Annotated in this window: 22 protein-coding genes; 12 read left to right on the top strand and 10 right to left on the bottom strand. The window is 64.3% G+C overall.

Annotation, left to right across the window (positions count from 1 at the left end):
* Window position 1 precedes the first annotated feature (1 nt).
* The 8 genes from HB778_RS01745 to HB778_RS01780 form a co-directional block, all read right to left on the bottom strand.
* Window positions 2-952, bottom strand: a complete 951-nt coding sequence (locus tag HB778_RS01745) for an ABC transporter permease (RefSeq protein WP_183464956.1) — start codon at window positions 950-952, stop codon at window positions 2-4.
* Between the two features lie 50 nt (window positions 953-1002).
* The gene (locus tag HB778_RS01750; protein ID WP_183460980.1) at window positions 1003-1983 is read right to left on the bottom strand and encodes an ABC transporter permease; all 981 of its coding nucleotides are present in this window, start codon (window positions 1981-1983) and stop codon (window positions 1003-1005) included.
* On the bottom strand, window positions 1980-3527 hold the full coding sequence (locus tag HB778_RS01755; protein ID WP_183460982.1) for a sugar ABC transporter ATP-binding protein: 1548 nt from the start codon (window positions 3525-3527) through the stop codon (window positions 1980-1982). Before HB778_RS01755 ends, HB778_RS01750 begins: the two co-directional genes overlap by 4 nt.
* 81 nt (window positions 3528-3608) lie before the next feature.
* A complete protein-coding gene (locus HB778_RS01760; protein ID WP_183460984.1) occupies window positions 3609-4736 on the bottom strand; it encodes a sugar ABC transporter substrate-binding protein in 1128 nt (375 codons plus the stop codon).
* A gap of 307 nt (window positions 4737-5043) precedes the next feature.
* A complete protein-coding gene (locus HB778_RS01765; protein ID WP_183460986.1) occupies window positions 5044-6072 on the bottom strand; it encodes a LacI family DNA-binding transcriptional regulator in 1029 nt (342 codons plus the stop codon).
* A gap of 138 nt (window positions 6073-6210) precedes the next feature.
* The gene (locus tag HB778_RS01770; RefSeq protein WP_183460988.1) at window positions 6211-7440 is read right to left on the bottom strand and encodes an MFS transporter; all 1230 of its coding nucleotides are present in this window, start codon (window positions 7438-7440) and stop codon (window positions 6211-6213) included.
* Window positions 7441-7626: 186 nt separating this feature from the next.
* A complete protein-coding gene (locus HB778_RS01775) occupies window positions 7627-8403 on the bottom strand; it encodes a FadR/GntR family transcriptional regulator (protein ID WP_183460990.1) in 777 nt (258 codons plus the stop codon).
* A gap of 102 nt (window positions 8404-8505) precedes the next feature.
* Window positions 8506-9402, bottom strand: coding sequence for an NAD-dependent epimerase/dehydratase family protein (locus HB778_RS01780; RefSeq protein ID WP_183460992.1), 897 nt, complete (start codon window positions 9400-9402; stop codon window positions 8506-8508).
* Between the two features lie 118 nt (window positions 9403-9520).
* Here HB778_RS01780 and HB778_RS01785 point away from each other — a divergent pair, with 118 nt between their 5' ends.
* Window positions 9521-10459 (top strand): NAD(P)-dependent oxidoreductase, encoded by a 939-nt coding sequence (locus tag HB778_RS01785; RefSeq protein ID WP_095202059.1) that lies wholly within the window; start codon window positions 9521-9523, stop codon window positions 10457-10459.
* Window positions 10460-10540: 81 nt separating this feature from the next.
* On the opposite strand, the gene HB778_RS01790 is transcribed toward HB778_RS01785, so the two are convergent.
* On the bottom strand, window positions 10541-11323 hold the full coding sequence (locus HB778_RS01790; protein WP_183460995.1) for a FadR/GntR family transcriptional regulator: 783 nt from the start codon (window positions 11321-11323) through the stop codon (window positions 10541-10543).
* Between the two features lie 185 nt (window positions 11324-11508).
* Window positions 11509-12498 carry a sugar-binding protein gene (locus HB778_RS01795; protein WP_095202057.1) on the bottom strand — a complete coding sequence of 330 codons (990 nt, stop codon included), beginning with the start codon at window positions 12496-12498 and terminating at the stop codon, window positions 11509-11511.
* Between the two features lie 441 nt (window positions 12499-12939).
* Between HB778_RS01795 and HB778_RS01800 the strand changes: the two genes are divergently transcribed.
* From HB778_RS01800 to HB778_RS01850, 11 genes are all read left to right on the top strand, one after another.
* Window positions 12940-13683 carry an ATP-binding cassette domain-containing protein gene (locus HB778_RS01800; RefSeq protein WP_183460997.1) on the top strand — a complete coding sequence of 248 codons (744 nt, stop codon included), beginning with the start codon at window positions 12940-12942 and terminating at the stop codon, window positions 13681-13683.
* Between the two features lie 55 nt (window positions 13684-13738).
* On the top strand, window positions 13739-14737 hold the full coding sequence (locus HB778_RS01805) for an ABC transporter permease (protein WP_183460999.1): 999 nt from the start codon (window positions 13739-13741) through the stop codon (window positions 14735-14737).
* A gap of 177 nt (window positions 14738-14914) precedes the next feature.
* Window positions 14915-15742 carry an AraC family transcriptional regulator gene (locus HB778_RS01810; RefSeq protein WP_095202055.1) on the top strand — a complete coding sequence of 276 codons (828 nt, stop codon included), beginning with the start codon at window positions 14915-14917 and terminating at the stop codon, window positions 15740-15742.
* A 119-nt stretch (window positions 15743-15861) separates the two neighbouring features.
* Window positions 15862-16305 (top strand): SRPBCC family protein, encoded by a 444-nt coding sequence (locus HB778_RS01815; RefSeq protein ID WP_183461001.1) that lies wholly within the window; start codon window positions 15862-15864, stop codon window positions 16303-16305.
* Between the two features lie 26 nt (window positions 16306-16331).
* Entirely contained in the window at window positions 16332-17126 is a 795-nt protein-coding gene (locus tag HB778_RS01820; RefSeq protein WP_183461003.1) for an FAD binding domain-containing protein, read from the top strand.
* A 61-nt stretch (window positions 17127-17187) separates the two neighbouring features.
* The gene (locus HB778_RS01825) at window positions 17188-17670 is read left to right on the top strand and encodes a (2Fe-2S)-binding protein (protein WP_183461005.1); all 483 of its coding nucleotides are present in this window, start codon (window positions 17188-17190) and stop codon (window positions 17668-17670) included.
* A gap of 12 nt (window positions 17671-17682) precedes the next feature.
* On the top strand, window positions 17683-19050 hold the full coding sequence (locus HB778_RS42720; protein ID WP_183461007.1) for a xanthine dehydrogenase family protein molybdopterin-binding subunit: 1368 nt from the start codon (window positions 17683-17685) through the stop codon (window positions 19048-19050).
* Window position 19051: 1 nt separating this feature from the next.
* Window positions 19052-20056, top strand: coding sequence for a xanthine dehydrogenase family protein molybdopterin-binding subunit (locus HB778_RS42725; protein WP_183461009.1), 1005 nt, complete (start codon window positions 19052-19054; stop codon window positions 20054-20056).
* An 8-nt stretch (window positions 20057-20064) separates the two neighbouring features.
* Window positions 20065-20946, top strand: a complete 882-nt coding sequence (locus tag HB778_RS01840) for an AAA family ATPase (RefSeq protein WP_183461011.1) — start codon at window positions 20065-20067, stop codon at window positions 20944-20946.
* Window positions 20943-22214, top strand: a complete 1272-nt coding sequence (locus HB778_RS01845) for a vWA domain-containing protein (RefSeq protein WP_244661761.1) — start codon at window positions 20943-20945, stop codon at window positions 22212-22214. The genes HB778_RS01840 and HB778_RS01845 overlap by 4 nt, the downstream gene beginning before the upstream one ends.
* A complete protein-coding gene (locus HB778_RS01850; RefSeq protein ID WP_183464957.1) occupies window positions 22214-23101 on the top strand; it encodes an amidohydrolase family protein in 888 nt (295 codons plus the stop codon). Before HB778_RS01845 ends, HB778_RS01850 begins: the two co-directional genes overlap by 1 nt.
* Window positions 23102-23109 lie beyond the last annotated feature (8 nt).

A 23109-nucleotide genomic window follows, 5' to 3' on the forward strand; every position in this document is an offset into this window, starting at 1 on the left:
GTCAGCGGCTTGCCGGCGCGCGGCCGTAGAGCAGCAGCATGGCGACGATGACAACGCCATAGATGATCTGCCGCCCCGCCTCCGGCATCTGCATGACCGACAGGATGGATTGCAGCAGCGTGATCAGGATGACACCGGCGACGGTGCCGAGATAGGAGCCGCGCCCGCCGAGGATTGAGGTGCCGCCGAGCACCACGGCGGCGATGGACGGCAAGAGATAGGCATCGCCCATCGACTGCGCCGCCTTCGAGGCATAGCCGGCCAGAAGCACGCCCCCAAAGGCCGAGAGCCCGCCGGAGACGGCAAAGGCGATCATCACCACACGTCTTGTGTCGATGCCGGAGAGATAGGCGGCGCGCTCGCGGTTGCCGATGCCGTAGACGGTGCGGCCGAAACCGGTGCGGGTCAGCACGAACACCATTGCCGCGCCGATCAGGGCCCAGATGATGACGGCGTTGGGCACGCCGGGAATAGCAAAACCGGTGGCGAGGTAGCGCATGGCGCCAGTGGCCGAATCCTGCGGGGAGAAGCCGCCGGTGTAGACCACCATCAGCCCTTGCGCGACGGCATTGGTGGCGAGCGTGATGATCATCGAGGGAATGCGCAGATAGGCGACGCCGATGCCGTTGACGATGCCGATCAGCACGCCGCAGAAGATGCCGAACGGGATAGCCAACACCACCCCGGCCGGACCGTAAGCGGCCGCCGCGCAGGCCATCATCGCGCCGGCCGCCACCGACCATGGCACCGACAGATCGATCTGGCCGAGCAGCACGACCAGCATCATGCCGGTGGCGACGACACCGAGGAACGAGGCGACCTTGAGCTGCTGCAGCAGATACTCAGGCGACAGGAAGCTTCTGGAATAGAGGCTGCCGAGGAACAGCAACAGCACGATGCAGGCGAATGCGGTCAGCACCGCCGGGTCGGCGCGGCGGATGAATTTCGGCATGCGGCCGGCAATGCCGCCGTCGCTCTTCCCAACAATCGGCGTCGTTTCGCTCACAGGAACCACTCCAGCCGGTTGCGGACCCGAAACAGGGCGAAGGCGCCGAGGCTGACCGCGACCAGCAGGATAACGCCCTGGAACAGCGGCTGCCAGAGCGGATCGAAGTCGAACACGAACAGCAGGTCGCCAATGGTGCGGAAGGCGAGCGCGCCGAAGATGGCGCCGATGGCGCTGCCCTTGCCGCCAAACAGCGAGACACCGCCCAGCACCACGGCGGCGATCGAAAACAGCGTGTAGGCGTTGCCGCTGGCATAGGCCGCGTCGCCCGTATAGGTGAAGAAGGTGAGGAACAGCCCGCCGATCGCCGCCAGCAGCCCGGCCAGCGTGTAGGCGGCGAATTTGCCGCGCCTGATCGGAACGCCCGACATATAAGCCGCCGTCTCCGACGACCCCGCCGCGTAGGCAGCCCGGCCGAGCACCGAGCGGCTGAACGGCACCCAGATCACCAGCACGATGGCGAGCAGCACGACGAGGCTCGCCGGCACCACATCGAAGACGCGGCCGGTCATCGCGTCGGCCAGATCCTCATTGACCGAACCGCCCGGGAAGGGCCGCAGCAAAAGGCCGATGCCGTAATAGACGGCCCCGGTGGCGATGGTGGCGACGATCGGCTGCAGCCGGCCGTAGATGACGATGGCGCCGTTGATGGCGCCGCAGAGAAGACCGACCGCCAGCACGGCGATGACGCCGAGCGTCGTCTGCATCGGCGTGCCCACCACCAGCCAGGAGGCCAGGCAGTTGGTGAGGAGAAAAATCATGCCGACGGACAGGTCGATGCCGGCGGTGATCACCACCAGCGTCTGTGCCATGGCGACGAAGGCGAGCAGCACGCCCTTGTTCGCCGCCGTTTGCACCACATTGGCGGTGAAGCCGGCCGGATGGTTCGAGGTGTAGATGACGAACATGACGATGAAGATGCCGAGCGCCAGCAGCGTTCCGCGCTGCTCGGCCAGCCAATAGCGCCAATCCTTCACGCGTCTGCTCCCAGGCCCACCGGGCTCTCCTCGCCATGGATGTTGAGCGCGCTTGATATCAGCGCCCGCTCGGTGATCTCGGTGCCGACCAGCTCGCGCTTGACGGCGCCGTCATAGAGCACCAGCACGCGGTCGCAGCAACCGATCAACTCGTCATAGTCGGTTGAATAGAACAGGATCGCCGCACCGGCATCCGCCAGCTTGCGCATCAGTTGGTAGAGTTCCTGCTTGGTGCCGACATCGATGCCGCGCGTCGGATCGTTGAGCAAGATGATGCGCGGCTGGCGCATCAGCCATTTGGCGATCACCACCTTCTGCTGGTTGCCGCCCGACAGTGCGCCGACCGGAATGTCGAGACCCGCCGTCTTGATGGCCAGCAGGCCGACCATGTCGTCGATCAGCCGCTGTTCGGCGGCGCGGTCGATGATGCCGCCTTTGGACAGCCGGTCGAGCGCGGCGAAGGACAGGTTTTCGCGCACCGTCATCGGCAGCATCAACCCTTCGGTCTTGCGGTCCTCCGGGATCAGCGCCATGCCGATGTCATCATGCCGCGCCTTAGAGGGACTGCTGATCGTCACCGGCTTGCCATCGATCAGCACCTCGCCGGAAAGGCCGCGCAGCACGCCGAAGAAAGCGAGCAGCAATTCGCGCTGTCCCTGGCCGTCGAGACCGCCGAGGCCGACCACCTCGCCCGCCCTGACGGTCAGCGAGATGTTGTCCAGCCGGTCGGTCCACGAGAGCTTGCGGGCTTCAAGCCTGGGTGCGGCTGTCGCTGGCACGGCCGCCGGCTTGGGCGGGAAGATGTGGCTGTATTCGCGGCCGATCATCAGCTCGACCACCTCATTGTCGCTCTTCGAGCCGGCCTTGTAGCTGGCGACGTTGCGGCCGTTGCGGAACACCGTGCACTGATCGGCAAGCTCGGCGATCTCGTTCATGCGATGCGAGATGTAGAGCAGTGCCAGTCCTTCCCTGCGCAACCGCTTCAGCACACCAAAAATGTTCGAGACATCCGCCGCGGTGAGCGCGGACGTCGCCTCGTCGAGAATAAGGATACGCGGCTTTCTGGCCAGCGCCTTGGCGATCTCAACCATCTGCCGGCGCGACAAGGGCAAGTCCTTGACCAACGCCAGCGGGTGGATGTCGCCCGCGCCCGCGCGGGCAAGCGCTTCCTCCGCGATGCGGCGCTGCGCCTTGCGGTCGATCATGCCGAAGCGTTTGGGCGGGTCTGATATGACGATGTTATCGGCGACGCTGAGTTCGGGAACCAGCGACAGTTCCTGGAAGATGCAGACGATGCCTGCCTTGTTGGAGGCAGCCGGCGAAGCGAAGGTCACCTCGCGGCCATCCAGCATCATGCGGCCTTCGTCGGCCGCGACGACGCCCGCCATCACCTTGATCAGCGTCGATTTGCCGGCGCCGTTTTCGCCAAGGATGGCGTGAATGCTGCCGGACGTGACGACAAGCTCCGCCTTTTCCAGCGCCCGCACGCCACCGTAGCGCTTGGATATGCCTTCCATCTGGAAGAGCGGAACCGCAGCGTCCATAGGCCCTCCCGAGGCACTTTGACGACCAGAGATATCGAGTGGCCGGCGCCGTGGGGGATCCCACGGCGCCGGGAGTGCAGCCTACTGGTCCGCCTTGGTCTGCCCCATGATTTCCTGCGCGGTGAAATTGATGCCGCAGGTCGGGAAGGAATTACCGACGAAGAAATTGTCGGACTGGTCGGGGAAGAAATCCTGACCGGCCTTGAAGTTCGGATCCTCGACGATCGCCAGCGGCAGCTTGACCGACTGCGGGACGACATTGCCTTCAAGCGCTGCGATCGCCGTCTTGATGGCAACCGCCACCTGCGCCGGGCCGGTACCGGCTGACGAGCATTTCAACCCATCGGCCGCGTGGGCCGCGCAGAACTTGCGGAAGCCGTTCTCGGTCTCGCCGCCGAATGGCACGAACGGATGCTTGGCATCGATCATCGCCTGCACGATGCCGGTGTCACCGCCTTGTCCGGTGACGCCGTCGAAGGGGCCGTTGGTGGCGATCGCATCGGCCGAAGCCTTTTGCGCAACCCCGTCGTCCCACTTGCCGACGACCTCGGTGACCGCCCATTTCTTGCCGGACGCATCGAGAACTTCGTGGATGCCGTTGTGGCGGTCTGTGTCGACCGATGTGCCGGCAACGCCGCGCACCTCGAGCACCTTGCCGCCATTCGGCACATGGGTGACCAGCCACTTACCCCACAGCTCGCCAAGACCCTTCTGGTCGACATTGACGTTGATGGCGTCCTTGGTGTCGAGAATGTTGTCGAAGGCAACCAGCACGACGCCGGCTTCCTTGGCGCGCTTGATCACCGGCCCGAAGGCGGTCGGGTTCTGCGCGTTGACGACGATGGCATCATAGCCGGAATCAATGAAGTTGTTGATCGCCGAAATCTGCGCCGGCACGTCTTCGCCGGTCGAGACGACCTTGAATTCCTTCAGCTTCGCCGCGACATCCTTCTGCGCCGCATAGGCCTTCGCGGTCTGCACCATCTGGATACGCCAGGTGTTGGCGATGTAGCCGTTGGCGAGCGCAATGCGGTATGGGCCCGCCTTCTTGGGGAACTTGAAGAACAGCGTGTCCGCGGCCCAGGGTGCGAAGCAATCCGGCTCGGCAGCCGGGCCCTTGACAATTTCAGGGCCTGCGGCAATCGCCGACGAGCTCAACATGACGAATGCAGTGGCGGCAACGATGCCACCAACAAGTGACTTGATCATCGATAGTCCTCCCGATTGCAGTTCTGATTGTCGGTTCAGTTTTGTGGAATTTCCGCGTTTCTGGGCGGCTCCTCCGCCTTGCCCAGTCACGTCTGCCAGGTGCCGAAGACCTCCGCGATCCCTCCCCTTGCCGCTCCCCTTCAGCCGGGTGAAATCTATCATATTATCCATAATAAACAAGCTTGAGCTGTTGCTTATGTATAATAAACAGACCTAGCGCATAAATGGCGATACCCGCGCCGCGAAAATGGTAGCGCTACCATGACGTTGTGTAAAGCGCCATTTACAAGCCTTCTCGAAGGCGTGTTCAGCGGGCTGTGCTCTCGCGGCGCTTGAGCTCGAAGCCGAGGTCGACGATCCGCTGTTCCGGCCTGTCGCCGGCGATCGCCGCCAGCGCCATGGCGACCGCGCGCCGGCCGATTTCGTAGCGGTAGGTGCGGATGCTGGTGATCGAGGGAAAGGCCACCTGCATCATGTCGAGGTCGTTGAAACCGACGATGCCGATCGTCTTCGGCACGTCGATCGAGGCCCGATGGCATTCGAACAGCACGCCGAGCGCGATGTCGTCATTGTTGCAGAACACGCCGTCGAGCGTCGGCATTTTGGCCAGCGCGTCGCGGAACAATTCGCGGCCGAGCGGCACGCTGGACAGGACCGGCGTGGTGGTGACCAGGCGCGGGTCGAACAGGCCGGCTTTCTCCATCGCCGCGCGGTAGCCGGCAAGGCGCCGCTGCGAGCGCGGATCCATGCGCGCGCCGATGAAGCCGATCCGCCGGTAGCCCGCCTCGATCAGATGTTCGGTCGCCGTCCTGCCGCCGTCGAAATGCGAGAAGCCGACCAGCATGTCGACGGGATCGGGCCCGGTCTCCATCACCTGCACCACCGGGCAACCGGCATTCTCCAGCAGTTTTCGCGAGGTTGGCGTCTGGTCGATGCCGGCGACGATCAGCGCTGCCGGCCGCTGCGAGCCGAACACCTGTAAGAGCCGCTCTTCCTCGAGGCCGGAATAGTGCGTGTTGCCGAGCTGGATGCGGAACGGGCTGTCCGACAGGCTGTCATAGATGCCGCGCACCACCTCGGCGAAGACATTGTTGGTGAGCGAAGGCACCAGCACGCCGAACACCTCGGCACGCGCCGAGGCCAGCGCCCGCGCATTGGGGTCCGGCACATAGCCGAGCTCATCGACGGCGGCCTGGATCTGGCGGCGCAAATCCTGGCTGACGCGCTCCGGCTCGCGCAGCGCGCGCGAGACAGTGATGGCGCCGACGCCGGCCTTGCGCGCGACGTCCGCTATGGTCGGGCGGCCGCCGCCCCGGCGCGAGCGCGGCTTGATCAAGGCCACCGCCCCTGCGCGTGGCCGCCGAAGCGCGTCGGCAATACGATTATCTGAGCTTTCGCCATCTCACCGGCCCGTTGCCGCACCCCATGGCCTCTGGGGTCGCGCAGTGCCTGCCTATTGTCAAGCCGAGGTGTCTCAGGCTGCCACGACGGCCCGGTGCCTTGCCTTCCACATGAACAGCCCGACAGCCAGTATGTTCAGCAAATTCCACGCGATACCGTTGAGGAAGGCAGCGGCATAGGAACCGGTCAGGTCGTAGATCCAGCCCGACATCCAGCCACCTATCGCCATGCCGAAGATCGTTGCCATCATGACGATGCCGATGCGCTGGCCGGCTTCCTTGGCGGGCAGATACTCGCGCACGATGATCGCGTAGCAAGGCACGATGCCGCCTTGCGACAGGCCGAAGACCAGCGACACGACATAGAGCGAGGCGAGCCCGTCAAACGGGATGTAAAACAGCACCGACAGGCATTGCAGCACCGAGCCGATGACCAGGGTTTTCGCGCCGCCGATGCGATCAGCGATGAAGCCCGAGGCAAGCCGGCTGACGACACCCGCCGCCATCATGATCGACAGCATGTCGGCGCCATGCGCCATGCCGTAGCCCAGATCCATGCAATAGGCGACGATGTGCACCTGCGGCATCGACATCGCCACGCAGCAGCCGAGCCCGGCGATGACCAGCAGCACCTGTAACGCCGCCGGCGACATGGGAATAGGCTGCACCGACCGGCTTCCCGGCGAGCCGGCGGCCGCGGCCTCCGGCGCGCCGCGCCGCAACATCAACACCAGCGGCACCATGGTGACCAGGCAGAAGATGCCGATCGCGGCATAGGTGAAGCGCCAGCCTTCCGCCTTGATCAGCGTCGGCATGATGGTCGGCCAGAGCGCCCCGGCGAGGTAATTGCCGGCGGCCGCCGCCGTGACGGCGACGCCGCGCCGGCGGTTGAACCAGTGCGAGATGTCGGCGATCAGCGGCCCGAAGATCACCGACGTGCCGACACCGATCAGCACCCCCTGGGCAAGGGTGAATTGCAGGATCGAGGTCGACAACGCGGCAAGCAGCAGGCCCGCCGAGAGCGCCACCGAGGAGATCAGCGCCGGGATCCAATAGCCCATGCGATCGATGGCGCGGCCGACCAGAACATTGCCGGCGGCGAAGCCTACCATGGTCGCCGTGTAAGGCATGGATGCCGCGGCGCGGTCGACGCCGAATTCCGCCTGCACGGCGGGCAGCACCACGACGACGGCCCACATGCCGACCGCCCCGATCGTCGCCAGCACCATCGAGATGGCGAGCCGCGTCCAGGCATAGGAGCTGTCGATGCCGGAGCTCGGCCGGCTCAAATCGGGTCGGGTCAAAGGCGTTTTCCTGTCGGCGGCTACGAAAACCGGCCGCCGTTTGCGCCAATATCGGCGCATTCTGAGCGCGCAGCAACGCCACAGCCGGCAAATCCGTGGCTCCAGACCCGAAGTATGTGCAATGACCTTCCGCCGGGATTTGCGCGCCAATAGCCAGAGCAATCGTGCTGCTGGCTGATCAGCTGTCTAGCGCGACTTGATCACGTGGTCGGTGTTGGCCAGCAATTTCCGCACCGCGGCGCGCGCGGCGTCCGGGCGCTGCAGCCGGATGTTCTTCTCGATCGCCTCATGCAGCTTCTGCGCATGATTGAGGTCGTCGACCGCCCGCGTCGTAAAGGCGAACAGGTGGTCGAAAGCGGATTCGATCAGCACGCCGAGCGGCACCAGAAGATCGTTGCCGGAGGCCCGCAGGATGGCGAGGTGGAAGCGCGTGTCGGCGCGCGTGCGCTCCTGCAGGCTGGCCGCCTCCCCCATCTCGCGGCAAGCCTGGCTGATCTCGGCCATCTGCTCGTCGGTCCGCCGCAGGGCGGCGAAGGCGGTCGCTTCCGGTTCGATGATGTGGCGGAACTCCTGCACCGTCTTCAGGAACACCTCGCGGTCGGGCGACGTCGCGTACCAGGCGAGCACGTCGCGGTCGAGCAGGTTCCAGCGCTCCTTTGGCTCGACCCAGCTGCCGATCTTGGGACGTGAAGCCAAAAGGCTCTTGGCCATCAGCATCTTGATTGCTTCGCGCACCGCCGAGCGGCTGACGCTGAAGGTTTCCGACCATTTCGCCTCATTGGGCAGGATGGTGCCGGGCGGATAGTCGCCGCGCACGATCCGCAGGCCAATTTCGCTGGCCAGCGAGGTGTGCACGCTGGCGCCGGGAATGCGTGCGGCGTCGGGTCGACGAACGCCAGCCTGGCGCTCGCCGGATGCCGGCTTCTTCGGCGGTTTTTCCTTGTTCGGCTTTGCGTCCCGCATACGCTTCAGAAAGGCCGGTTTGCGGAAGCTGTCAAGCACCACGGGGCGGTTGGGCCGCAAAGCGCGCCGCTATGCACAAGCCAGCCTCATTTAGCCGCTTGCTCAGGCGGTTTTTACATATTTGCGCCAGCTGTGCTCCGGGCGGAAGCCGAGCATGTCGCGCGCCTTGCGGTTCGACAGCAGCGTCTCGTATTCGCCGAGTTCGGCCTTGACCGGCACGTTGGGATAAAACCGCTTCAGGAGTTCGGCCGTCGGCAGGTCGGACGAGGTGTCGTCATTGGCGGCGTTGAACACCTGGTAGCCGAGCCCATCCTTTTCAACGGCGCGCAGCGTGATCTGGCCGAGGTCGCGCGCGTCGACATAGCTCCAGGCGATGCGCTTGCGGAAACCGGGATCGGCGAACCATTTCGGAAACAGCGAATACTCATGCGGCTCGATGACATTGCCGATGCGAAGCGCGTAGATGTCGGTGCCGTTGCGTTGCGCGAAGGCGCGCGCGGTCTTCTCGTTGACGATCTTCGACAGCGCATAGCTGTCCATCGGGTCGACGTCATACTCCTCGTCGAGCGGGAAATATTTGGGGTCGCGCGGTTCGTTGGCGAACACCAGTCCGTAGGTCGTCTCGCTCGAGGCGACGATCACCTTGGGGATGCCGAGCTTCACCGCGGCCTCGATAACGTTGTAGGTGCCCATCGCATTGATGCGGAACACCTCATTGTCAGGCGTGATCATGATGCGCGGGATGGCGGCGAAATGCACCACCGCATCCACCGGCTGCGGGCGCAGCGACGGATCGAACTCATGCAGGCCCATATAGCTTGACAGCGCGTTGAACACCTGCCCGCTGTCGGTGATGTCGGTGATCAGCGTGCGCACCTTGGGATTGTCGAGCGGCTTGGTGTCGATGTTGAGCACCTGGCAGCCCTGCTCGACAAGATATTGCACGACGTGACGCCCAGCCTTGCCGCTGCCGCCGGTGAACATGATCCGCTTCGTCATTCTGGTCTCCACAACAGGCTCTGGAATAACCGTCTATTGTCAGACAATATTGCTTTCTGCAACCGCATATGGCTAAAACGCCAGTGCAATTATCGATAATCCGGGATAGGACGACGACATGAACACCACCACCGCGCGCGAAAAGATCGGCTTCATCGGCCTTGGCCTGATGGGGCATGGCATCGCCAAGAATATCGTCGACAAGGGCTATCCGCTGACATTCCTTGGCCGCAAGAACCGCAAACCCGCGGAGGATCTCCTTGGCCGCGGCGCCAAGGAGGCCGCCACCTCGCGCGATGTCGCGGCAGCGTCCGACATCGTCTTCATCTGCGTCACCGGCTCGCGCGAAGTGGAGGCGATCATTCGTGGCCCCGGCGGCCTCAAGGAAGGCTTGAAAAAAGGCTCGGTCGTCGTCGACTGCTCGACCTCGGATCCGGTCTCGACCGTGGCGCTTGCGGCCGAACTCAAGGCGCTGGGCATCGACTATGTCGACGCGCCGCTGAGCCGTACGCCGAAGGAGGCCTGGGAAGGCACGCTCGACGCCATGGTCGGCGCGCCAGACGCCCTCTTCGCCAGGGTCAAGCCGGTGATCGAAACGTGGGCCGGCCGCATCGTCCATATCGGCGACACCGGCGACGGCCACCGCATGAAACTGCTCAACAATTTCATCTCGCTCGGCTACGCCGCTATCTATTCCGAGGCCTTGGCTTTGGCCGAAAAGGTCGGCATCTCGCCGCCGCGTTTCGACAGTGTCATCCGCAACGGCCGCATGGATTGCGGCTTCTACCAGACCTTCATGCGCTGGACGCTGGAAGGCGACCGCGACGCCCATAAATTCACCATCGCCAACGCTTTCAAGGACTTGACCTATCTGGAATCCATGGCGGGTGCCGCCGGCATCGCCAACCCGCTCGGCAACGCCACCAAGAATTCCTTCGCCGGCGCCCATGCCACCGGTCCGGCCGAGCAGTTCGTACCGATGCTGGCAACGCATATCGCCAAGGTTAACGGCGTCGACCTGATGCCGACCAAGGATGGCAAGAAGCAGACGATTTAAGGCTCAAACTCTTTGTTTTGACGCAATTCCCAAGAGAAGCGTTTCACACTTCTCCTGGAATTGCTCTGGCGGCCGGACGGCTTACCGCCGCCGGCTTCCGATCCCCTCATCGGTATCGGCGAGCAGCTTGTGCACGGCGTTGCGCGCGGCCGCCGGCCTTTGCAGGCGGATGTTCTTCTCGATCGCCTCGTGCAGCTTCTGCGCCCGGTTCTGGTCGCCGACCTGGCGTGTCGTGAAGACGAAGAGATGGTCGAGTGCCGACTCGATCAGCACGCCGAGCGGCACCAAAAGGTCGTTGCCCGAGGCCCGCAGGATGGCGAGGTGAAAGCGGGTGTCGGCGCGGATGCGTTCCGGCAGGTTCGCCGCCTCGCCCATCTCGCGGCAGGCGAGGCTGATCTCGGCCATCTGCTCGTCGCTGCGCCGCATGGCGGCAAAGGCGGAGGCTTCCGGTTCGATGATGTGGCGGAATTCCTGCACGGTGCGCAGGAAGGCTTCGCGGTCGGGCGCGGTCGCGTACCAGGCCAGCACGTCGCGGTCGAGCAGGTTCCAGCGCTCCTTCGGCTCGACCCAGCTGCCGATCTTGGGGCGTGACGCCAAAAGGCTCTTGGCCATCAGCATCTTCATCGCCTCGCGCACCGCCGAGCGGCTGACATTGAAGGTTTCGGCCCATTTGGCCTCGTTGGGCAGGATGCTGCCGGGCGGATAGTCGCCGCGCACGATCCGCAGACCAATCTCGCTGGCGAGCGAAGCATGAACGCTGGATCCGGGAAAGTGTACCGCATCCGCCCTGCGCACTACCCCCGGATCGCGGTTGGCTTGCGCCTTGGCCCGGCTGGCTTGTTTCTTTGCCTTCTCGTCCGGCATTCACGTTCCAGTAGGTCGGCCGTCCGTCACCCGGATTGATCCGGAGCTGCACGGCGCCGATCCCGTTGCCGAAATCCAACCACGGACGCGTCAAGGCCGGAGCCTGTTGCCCCTCGCCACAGCGTCTTGTCCAGGAATTCAAAGGGACGGGGCGCCCGCTGCCGAGCGCCCCGAAATCATCAAGCTTACTTCTGGATGCAGGTGTCGACCGTGTCCTTGGTGCATTCGTCGAGGCCGGTGAACACCGGATCGGCGACCTTGGTACCCTTGATGAGATCGATCATCACAGAAGGCGCCTTGTAGCCCATTTCGAAGGGCCGCTGGCCAACCAGCGCGGTGACAAGGCCATCCTTGGCGATCGCCACTTCGTCGCCGATCGTGTCGGCGGCGCCGATGACGAAGTCGTTCTTGGCTATCCGGTCCTTGAGCGGCCCGAACAGATCGCGATAGGGCTGCGGCGCGCCGAACAGCGGCCAGCCGCCCATGATGCCGAAGGCATCGAGCTTGGGATTGGCGGCGAGGATGTCGGTCATCGCCTGCACGCCCTTGGCACCGTCATCATTGGTGAACACCGGACAGCCGGCAACTTCCGTCCAGCCGCCTTCGCCGGCAAGTGCAGCGAGGCCTTCCTTGCCCGACAGTGCGTCGCGCATGCCCTGGGCACGGCGCAGGATGTTGTCGGCTGCGGGATTGCCCTCGATGGTGCAGATCGTGCCGCCATTCGGCTTGCCCTTCTTGATATACTCGCCGATCTTGTGACCCATCAGATAGTTGTCGGTGCCGAGATAGGTTTTGCGAAGTGCTGCATCTTCCTTGCTGAGGTCGGCGTCGACGGTCATGATCGGGATCGTCGGATTGGCGGTCTTGATCGTCTGCGCGATCAGCGGCGCGTTGGACGGTGAAATCGCCATCGCCACCGTGTCGGCCTTGCTCAGCATATCCTGGACGATCTGTGCCTCGCCGGCCTCGTCGGAAGTCGACGCCGGACCGGTGTAGAAGCACTCATATTCCGAGCTGGCGTTTTCCTTGTTCCATTTCTCGCAGCCCTGATGGATGGCTTCGAAGAATGGATTGTCGAGACCTTTCACCACGATGACGAGCTGCTTCTTGGCCAAAGCCGGCCCGGCGCCCAGCGCCATGGCGGCGACGGCGGCGAGCAATACTGTTTTCCTCATGTCAGTCCTCCCTTGGAAACAGACGGGCACGGCGTGCCCGCCACACAAATCGACCTGATGCGAAATGGCAGAGCCAACGCTCGTGCCGCCAGGCATGGCCGATAAGCATTTTCAGATGCGACCGGACCGGCAACGAGCCGGAACGGCCGATGACCTCCCGCCGGTCCCGCTGCAACGACGGCTTGGGACCAGGTATCTTTCTCCGACCATCAACTAATAACGGCGCGGCGCCAACGTCAATTGCTATTTGTCCTACAAAACGGATTTTTCGGAACCGCATGTCACTATTCGTCTGACAAATAGCCTATTTCGACAATTGACGCATGCGCGAGCATTCGCGTAAATGCCGCTCAACGTTGCTTCCGGGAGGAATGGGGAGCACGATATTAGAGCTGCGACCTGGAACAGGCAGGCAGCAAGGCATGGGGAGGCTATAGGCTGGTGGCGGTTCTCGAACTCACCAATATCTCGAAGCATTTTGGCGCCATCCAGGCGGTCAACGACGTGTCGCTGTCGATCGAACCCGGCCAGGTCGTCGGCCTGATGGGCGACAATGGCGCGGGCAAGTCGACGCTGGTCAAGATGATCGCCGGTAATTTCCACGCGAGCCATGGCACCATGCGCATGGATGGCAAGGAATTGATCCTGAACAAGCCGTCGGAAGCCCGCCAGCACGGCATCGAGATCGTCCACCAGGATCTTGCGCTCTGCAACAATCTGACGGCCGCCGCCAATGTCTATCTCGGCCGCGAGCTGCGGCGCGGCGTCGGCCCGTTCCGCATCCTCGACTATGCCGCGATGTACAAGCGCGCCGGCCAGCTCTTTGCCGAATTGAAATCCGAGACCCGCCCGCGCGATCTCGTCAAGCAGATGTCGGGCGGCCAGCGCCAGGCGGTTGCGATCGCGCGGACTATGCTGTCGCAGGCCAAGATCGTGCTGATGGACGAACCGACGGCGGCGATCTCGGTCAGGCAGGTCGCCGAAGTGCTCAACCTGATCCGCCATCTGCGCGACCAGGGCATCGCGGTTGTGCTGATCAGCCACCGCATGCCCGACGTGTTCGACGTCGCCGACCGCGTCATCGTCATGCGGCGCGGACGCAAGGTCGCCGACAAGGCAATCGCCTCGAGCTCGCCCGAGGAAGTCACCGGGCTCATCACTGGCGCCATCGAGCAGGTCTCGTAAGCGCGGCTAATTTCACCAGGCTGGCGCGTATCGCAGCCGGCAGGAAAGGTCGATAATGGCAGTCACCCTTGACCAGACGATCGCACAGAAGCAGCACAGTTTCCTGTCGCGGCTGTTCTCCACCCAGACCTTCTGGGTGGTGATAGCCGTCATCCTCGCCTGCATTTTCCTGTCGTTCGCCACCGACGCCTTCGCAACGTCGAAGAACCTCTACAACATCACCCGCAACATCACCTTTGTTGCCATCATCGCGCTCGGCATGACCTTCGTCATCATCACCGGCGGCATCGACCTGTCGGTCGGCTCGGTTCTGTGCCTGTCGTCCATGGTGCTGGCCGTTACCATGCATGCCGGCTACTCGATCGAAATCGGCATCCTGGCCTCGATCGCCACCGCGCTCGCCATCGGCGCCTTCAACGGCGTTCTGATCGCCTATCTCGGCTTCCCGCCCTTCGTGGTGACGCTAGGCATGCTGTCGATTGCCCGCAGCCTGGCCATGGTCGCCTCCAACAACACGGTCGTCTTCCAGTTCGGGCCGGATCACGACAAGTTGCTGGCGCTCGGCGGCGGCGCCTGGGTGTTCGGTATCGCCAATCCCGTGCTCTACATGATCCTGCTGGCGCTGATCACCGGCTTCATCCTGCGCTGGACCAAATTCGGCCGGCACATCTTCGCCATTGGCGGCAATGAGCACGCCGCCACCCTGACCGGTGTTCCGGTGAAGCAGATCAAGGTCGCCGTCTACATGATCTCGGCGCTGTCGGCCGGCATTGCCGGCATCATCCAGACCGGCTGGCTGGGCGCCGTCACCACCAATCTCGGCACGGGCATGGAGCTGCAGGTCATCGCCGCCACCGTCATCGGCGGCGCGAATCTCGCCGGCGGCGTCGGCACCGCCTTCGGCGCCATTGTCGGCGCGGCCCTCATCGAGGTGATCCGCAACAGCCTTGGCCTGCTTGGCATCAACGCCTTCTGGCAGGGCGTGTTCATCGGCGGCGCCATCCTGCTGGCGGTGCTGTTCGATCGCATTCGCAATTTCAGGCGCAGCGACTGATCGGGTTTGCACCGAAGCGCTATTCGTTCCGGTGCCTATCGCTCAGTCTGAAAATCGGCAGAAGCGGTCCGCCATGGCTACCGGCCAACAGCCGATGTCTTGACGGAAACTGGAAACCGGCCGCACAATCCTCGATGCAGGCGAAGGGAGGCCAGTCGTCTGCGGGAGGATATACCCATGACGGACGCGATCAGGCTCTACTGGGGCCGGTTCGGACATGTTTCTGTCCTGAATGTCGCAAGCGACTTCGTCACCCATGCCCATGTCGAGGCACATCTGATCATCTGGCTCGAAGGCACCGCCGGCGAGATGACCATCGGCCGCGAGACGGTCCGGCTTGGACCATGCACCGCCGCCGGCATCAACTCCTTCCAGCCGCACAGCCACGTCCTGTCGCAAAACGGCAGGCCGGGCCTGTTCCTTGCCTTCTACATCGATCCCGACTGGGCGCGCCGCCGCCGCGACCTGCCCTCTTCCGCGCCACTGTTTGCCCAGGCCGCGATCACGCTAGAGCCGTGGCTGCACCAGGCCGCCGCCAGCCTGCTCGACCATCTGACAGACAATGAAAGCGTCGATGATGTCGCCAATTACGAGATCGAGCGCTTTATCGATTCGGTGCTCGATGCCGCCGATGCCTCGGCGCCGCAGGAAGCCCGCACCCGCATCAACACCATGCAGGATTTCCGCGTCCGCAAGGCGATCCAGCTGATGAAGGCCAATGTCTGTGAGCGCATCTCCTTCGACGACGTGGCGCGCAGCGTCGGCCTGTCGCGGCCGCATTTCTTCGCGCTGTTCAAGGAACAGACCAATCTGACGCCCAACGTCTACTGGAACACGCTGCGCATGGAGGAAGCGGTGCGGCAGTTGCAATGGTCGCAGGAGCCGCTGATTTCGGTCGCCTGCAATCTCGGCTTCACCACGCAGGGCAATTTCTCGCGTTTCTTCCGCGACCATGTCGGCGTGCCGCCGACGCTCTACCGCGAAGCCGCGCGGGCGAATGCCTGAGCCGGCCCGCCGGGCCCGCTTTTTCAGACTCCTTGATACGCCCACAAGACGCTTTGATAAGCGCCGCCGTGACCGGCGCCCTACCCTTGCCGCAACGATCATTCGCAAGGGAACGTCCTATGGCAAACGTCACCATCTCCAGCGTCATCGACGCGCCGGTCGAAAAGGTCTGGGCGCGCATACGCGACTTCAACGGCCTGCCGGGCTGGCATCCGCGCATGGTCGAAAGCCATATCGAGGACGGCAAGGACGCCGCGACGATCGGCTGCGTGCGCAATTTCGAGCTGATCACCGGCGCGCGGCTGCGCGAAAAACTGCTCGACTTCTCCGATGACAATTTCCTCGTCAGCTATTCCATCCTGGAAACGCCGCAGCCGTTGACCAACCACAAGGCGACGCTGCAATTGCGCCGCGTCACCGACGGCGACCGCACCTATGCCGAATGGACCGCCAGCTTCGATGCGGCACCCGAAGAAGCCGACAAGATCGCCGCCGGCATGGGCGCCAATGTCTTCCAGGGCGGCTTCAACGCCCTGAAGAGCCATTTTGCCGGCCAGAGCTGAATCGGGCTTCAGAATAGGAGCGTTCCATGGCGCTTGCCCTCCAGACATTCCCGACCGTGAAGGACGCCAATTCGGCGCTGAAGGCGGCCGGCACCCGCTATCTCGGCGGCGGCACGCTGGTTATCCGCGCGGCCAATGAAGGCGATGTCTCGGTCTCCAGCCTTGTCAGGTCGACCGACCCGGCTTTGTCGGCCATCGCGGTCGCCGGCGGCAAGGTCCGCATCGGCGCTTCGGTGACGATGGCGGCCATCGCCCGTCTTCCCGACCTCGGCGCGCTCGCCAAGGCCGCACGCGCTGTCGGCGGCCCGGCGATCCGCAACATGGCGACCGTCGGCGGCAATCTGTTCGCGCCCGCACCCTATGGCGATTTCGCCGTGGCCTTGCTGGCGCTCGACGCCACGATCAGCACCGATGATGGCGAACTACCCATCGAGACTTTTCTGGCCAAGCGGGACGGCAGCCGCGTCATCGTCACGTCCGTCAGCTTCACGCTGCCGAAGGCTGACGGCTTCCGCTTCCTGAAAGTGTCGCGGGTCAAGCCCAAGGGCGTCTCGATGCTCAGCATCGCCGCCGTTCTGGAGCGGGCGGCCGATGGCACCGTGTCTTCGGCGCGGATCGCGCTTGGCTGCATGGCTGACCGGCCGATACGGGCCAGGGCGGCGGAAAAGGCGATCGAGGGAAAGACGCTTGACCGGGACGGCATCGCACCGGCGCTGGCCGCCGCCACCGAAGGCATCGCGCCCATCACCGATCCGATCGCCAGCGCCTGGTACCGCGCTGAAGTCCTGCCGGTCCATCTCGGCCGGCTGCTGCTGACCTGAAATCACCCGTTGGGGGCGCGCGTCTGTCCGATCCGTCGGACAGGCGCGCAAGGGAGGAAACATGGCGAAGGTCCCGGTCCAGTTCACGCTCAACGGCTCGGAAAAAGCCGAATTCATCGACAGCGGCACGACGCTGCTCAACGCTCTGCGCGACAAGATCGGCGACACCTCGCCGAAAGGTGGCTGCCACCAGGGCACTTGCGGCGCCTGCTCCGTCATCATCGACGGTGAGCTCCGCTTGTCCTGCCTGACGCTGGCTGAAACTTGCAACGGGACAACAATCACCACGACGTCGGGACTGTCGGAAAGTGGCGTGCTGCATCCGCTGCAGCGCGCCTTCCTCGACACATTCGCCACGCAATGCGGCTTCTGCACGCCGGGCATGATCATGGCGGCCAAGGTGCTGCTCGACCACACGCCCAACCCGAGCCGCGATGAAGTTGTCGAGGCGCTGTCGGGCAACATCTGCCGCTGCACCGGCTACGAGCCGATCATCCAGGCGGTGCTGCTAGCCGCCCGCGCCAATTCGCAGAACGCGGCCTGAGGGGGAAGCAACATGGAACTGCGCAAGAACTACTTCGCCGATGTCCGCAAGGACGATCTGCACGAGGTCGGCCAGCCCCGGCCCCGCTCGGACTCGCCCGGCCATGTCACCGGCAAAACAGCCTTTTTCGCCGACCGCAACTTTCCCGGCATGCTGCACCTGAAGATGGTGCGCAGCCCGCACCACCATGCCCGCATCCGCTCCATCGACACGTCGGAGGCCGAGAAGCATCCGGGGGTGGTCAAGGTGCTGACGGCCAAGGACGTGCCGCACAATGTCTACACCATCCTGATCCTGATCCAGATTGGACCGGAGGACGAGACGGTGCTGGCCGACGGCAAGGTGCGCTGGAAGGGCGAGGCCGTGGTGGCGGTGCTGGCCGAAACCGAGCGCGCCGCGCAAGAGGCCGCCGCCAAGGTCAAAGTCGACTATGAAGTGCTGCCGGCCGTCTTCGACATGGAGGAAGCGCTGAAACCCGGCGCGCCTTTGGTCAACGAATATCACGGCCAGAACTATTATCTCTATGACAGCGGCGAGTGCCGCAAGGTGCGTTTTGGTGATGTCGAGGCGGGCTTTGCCGGCGCTGACCACATCCTCGAACAGAGCTATCAGTCCTCGCCGATCGAGCATGCGCCGACCGAGACCACCGGCTGCGTGGTGGCACCCGAGGGCAATGACCGCTTCACCTGCTACACCAACACGCAGGCGATGTTCTTCACCCTCGACAACACCTCGATCATCCTGCAGATGCCGGGCAGCAAGCTGCATTTCGTCGGCGGCACGGTGGGCGGCGGCTTTGGCGGCAAGGTCGACGTCATCGTCGAGCCGATCGCCATTCTCGGCGCCAAGCTCACCGGCCGCCCGGTGTCCTTCATCTACAGCCGCGAGGAGGAGATGCAGATCTCTTCGCCCCGCGCCGCCGAAAAGGTGGTCATCAAGGACGGCGTGATGAAGGATGGCCGCATCGTCGCCCGAAAAGTCACCGGCTACACCGATGCCGGCGCCTATTCGCGCCACTCGCCCTATGGCGCGCAGAAGGGCGCCGGGCACTATCCCGGCCCCTACACCATCCCCAATGTCTGGATCGACACCTACTGCGTCTACACCAACCGCACGCCGTCCTCGGCCATGCGCGGCTTCGGCGTCACCATCAGCGATTTCGCGCTGGAGGTGCAGATGGACAAGCTGGCGCGGCTGATCGGCATGGATCCGCTCGAATTCCGCTTCATCAACGCCTATCGCGACGGCGACATGAAGGCGCATCGCCAGCCAACGGAAGGGGCAGCACTGATCGAATGCATGCAGGAAGCCTCGCGCGCCGCCAACTGGCCGGTGGCGGAAAAGTATATGGCGATGTCCTCCTACAAGAAGGGAGCCTGATATGGCGATCCGGCGTGGACGCGGCGTTGCCGCGATCAACTATCCCACCGGCATGAATCTCGGCGGCGATCCGACCCAGGCCCTGGTGCATTCGACGCCGACCGGCAATTTCATGGTGACGCTGTCCTCGGTCGATCTCGGCCAGGGCATGAAGCAGATCATGGCGCAGATCTGCGCCGAGACGATCGGCGTGCCTACCGACCGCGTCGTCGTCGACACCGCCGACACCGACACAGGTCCACACTGCATGGGCACCTTCGCCTCGCGCGGCACCCACCGCGCCGGCAACGCCGTCATCCAGGCCGCCAGGGAAGCGCGCCAGGTGATGCTGGAAGTGGCGGCGGAAGAGCTGGAGGTCAACGCATCCGACCTCGAGACCGATGGCCAGGGCAACATTCTGGTCAAGGGCGCGCCGCAAAAATCGATCTCGATCTTCGATGTCGCGCTGTCGGCGCATTTCAAGCGCGGCCGCTCCATATCAGGCCGCGGCATGTTCCTGATCCCGCGCTCCTATCCCGAGAAGGAAACCGGCGCGATGAAGCCGTCGACCTGCTACGCGCATGCCTGCACCGTGGCCGAAGTCGAGGTCGATGACGAGACCGGCGAGGTCACCGTGCTGACGATCAAGAACGTATTCGAGATCGGCCGCGCCCTGAACCCGAAAATGGTCGAGCAGCAACTGGTCGGCGGCTCGTGGATGGGCATCAGCCATGCGCTCTACGAGACCACAGAGCCCTACTACCCCAACCGCGACCATGGCGGCACCGACTTCAACCAATATCTGATGCCGGGTCCGGGCGATCTCGCCGAGACCGAGATCATCGTCCTGGAGCGGCCATCGGCTGATGGCCCCTACGGTGCCAAGGGCCCAGGCGAAATGTGCGCCAACCCGCAAATACCGGCGGTCGCCAACGCCGTCTTCGACGCGGTCGGCGTGCGCATCGACACGCTGCCGATCACGCCCGAGCGCATCCTGCGCGCGCTCAAGGCGCAAGCGGCGAACTGAGAGACGAGATGCCTGGAGTGAATGCAGAGACTGTCGCGACCTCGCCCGAGGCGGTGGCGCAGCATCTCGCCGCCTCGCGCTATCTGGCCGATGACAGCCTGGCGACCGCCATCTTCCTGGCGATACGGCTCGGCAAGCCGCTGCTGCTCGAAGGCGCGCCGGGCGTCGGCAAGACGGAAGCGGCCAAGGCGATCGCCGAACTCCTCGGCCGCGATCTGGTGCGGTTGCAATGCTACGAAGGCATCGATGCCGCGCATGCGCTCTACGAATGGAACTACCAGCGCCAGTTGCTCGCCATCCGTCATGCCGGCGAGCATGAAATCGACATCTACGACGACCGTTTTCTCATCGCCCGGCCGCTGCTGCAGGTGCTGAAGGCACCGGAGCAGCGGGTGCTGCTGGTCGACGAGATCGACCGTTCCGACCATGAATTCGAGGCGCTGCTTCTGGAGTTCCTGTCCGATTTCCAGATCAGCATTCCCGAGCGCGGCACCATCCGCGCCGCCGCACAGCCGATCGTCATCCTGACCTCGAACCGCACCCGCGAGCTCGCCGAGGCCCTGCGCCGGCGCTGCGTCTACCACTGGATCGGCTATCCCGATGCCGAGCGCGAGGCCGCCATCATCATGCTGCGCGCTGGCGATGTGGCGCAGGCCACCGCGCGCGCCGTGGCGGCAGCCGTGCAGACCATCCGCGCCCGCCCGCTGGCCAAGCCGCCCGGCATCGCCGAAGCGGTCGAATGGGCCAATGCCGCGACCATCCTCGAAAAAGGCGGCAGCCCGTGGCCGGAAGCCTTCCGCCGCGCCATCGGTGTGCTGATCAAGGACGAGGAGGACTTGTCCTACATCGCGCCGGAGCTTGGCCGGATTGTCGAGGAGGCGCTGGCGTGAGCCGGGACGTCAATGACCCCTTCTCCCCGTTTACGGGGAGAAGGTGCCCCGAAGGGGCGGATGAGGGGCAGCGCCATCATGGGCAGAAGGTGGCGCCGCCCCTCACCTGCCTGCCGGCATCCTCTCCCCGTAAACGGGGCGAGGAGAGCCTACCTCCGGCCGCCGCGCCGTTCCTGGGTTTTGCCAGGCTGTTGCGCCGCCACGCCTTCGCCATCGCCCCCGAACAAGTCTCCTGCTTCATGCAAGCGGTAACACTGCTCGGCCCCCGCTCCATGGCCGACATCCGCGAGGCCGCGCTCGCAACGCTCGCACCGCCGCCCGACCGCCGCGGCGAATTCGAAGCGCATTTCCAGAGCCATTTCTACGGCAACACTTCAGCCGTGGTCGCAGGCGACGCCGATGAGGAAACCCGCATCAAGGATGATGGCGGCACCGACGACGAGCGCATCGAAGCCGAGCACAGCCAGGAAGGCGGCGAGCTATCCTCCGCCCTGGAGCAATTGAGCACCCGCGATTTCCAGCGCGGGGACGACAGGCTGACCGCCTTTCGCCGCAAGCTTTCGTCGGCCTTGCCCGCCCGCCGCTCCTTCCGCACCGTGCGCACCCCTTCGCGCGGCAAGCTCGATTTGCGCCGCTCGCTGCGCGAAATCGTCAGCGCCGATGGCGACGTCCCGTCGCCGTTGCTGCGCCGGCGCCAAACCGTGCCGCGCAAGCTGCTGCTCTTGATCGACGTCTCCGGTTCGATGAAGCTGCACACGGCCAATTACCTCCGGCTGGCGCATGCCGCCGTGCAAGGTGCCGACCGCGCAGAGATCTTCACCTTCGGCACACGGCTGACCCGCATCACCTCCGCGCTGCGCATCCGCGACCGCGACCAGGCACTGGCCCACGCAGCCGCACAGGTCGACGACTGGGACGGCGGCACCCGCATGGGACCGACACTGCTCGCCTTCCTCTCCGTTCCGCGATTTTCCGCCTTCGCGCGCGGTGCCGCGGTGGTCATCCTGTCCGACGCTCTCGAGCGCGGCGATCATGCCGAGTTGGAGATTGCGATGCGCCGGCTTAGCGCACGCGCCTTCCGGCTGTCGCTCGCCACACCTCTGGCTGGCGATCCACGCTTCCGGCCGGCCACCGCGGCGCTTCGCGCCATCCTGCCTGACCTCGACGATCTGGTCGACGGCTCCTCGCTCGCCGGCCTCACCGATTTCATCCTGTCGCTCGCCCGCCCTGCCCCCGCGGCATCGACAATCTGGAAAAGGGTATCGTGATGCAGAAAGCCATCGACGCGCATTTCCACATCTGGCGCCAGAAGGACCAGCCCTGGCTGGTCGGGCCGATGGTGCCGCGCATCTTCGGTCCCTACGAACCGATCCGCCGCGACTATCCGATTGGGGAATTCCTCGAAGACCAGAAGGACGCCGGCGTCGAGAAGGCCGTCTATGTCCAGACCAACTGGGCCAAGGAGGATTTCGAGAAGGAAGTCGCCTTCCTGCAGAAGACGGCTGACGAGACCGGCTGGCCGCATGCCATCGTCGGCTATGCCGACATGACGGTCGACGATTTCAGGCCGCAGATCGACAGGCTGAAAAGATATCCACTGCTGCGCGGGGTGCGCATGCAGTTGCACTGGCACGAAACGCCGGCCTTCCGCTTCGCCGCCTCGGCGGATCAGGTCATCGACCCCAAGGTGCGCGCCAATGTCGCCAGGTTGAAGGACTATGGCCTGTCCTTCGACCTGCAGCTCTTCCCCGCCCAGATGAAGGATGGGCTGACGCTGGTCGGCGAGAACCCGCAAACCAATTTCATCCTCACCCATGCCGGCATGCTGACCGGCATGGAACCGGAAGCCACCGAAGCCTGGAAGGCCGGACTGCGCACGCTGTCGGCAGCGCCCAATTTCTACGCCAAGCTCTCCGGTCTCGGCACCTTCGTCCACCGCAACGATCCGGCTCTGATCGCCTATATCGTCGACAACGCGATCGACATCCTGGGCTCGAACCATCTGATGTTCGGCTCGAACTTCCCGATCGAGAAGCTCTGGACCAGCCACGCCGAACTGATCAAGGCGCACCGCAATGCGGTGGCAAAGCACGGCGCGGCCGCCGAGGCCGATATCTTCTGGAACACGGCGGAGCGGGTCTACAGGCCGATGTAGCGCTCTTT

Source organism: Mesorhizobium huakuii, from assembly GCF_014189455.1.
Lineage (GTDB): Bacteria > Pseudomonadota > Alphaproteobacteria > Rhizobiales > Rhizobiaceae > Mesorhizobium > Mesorhizobium huakuii_A.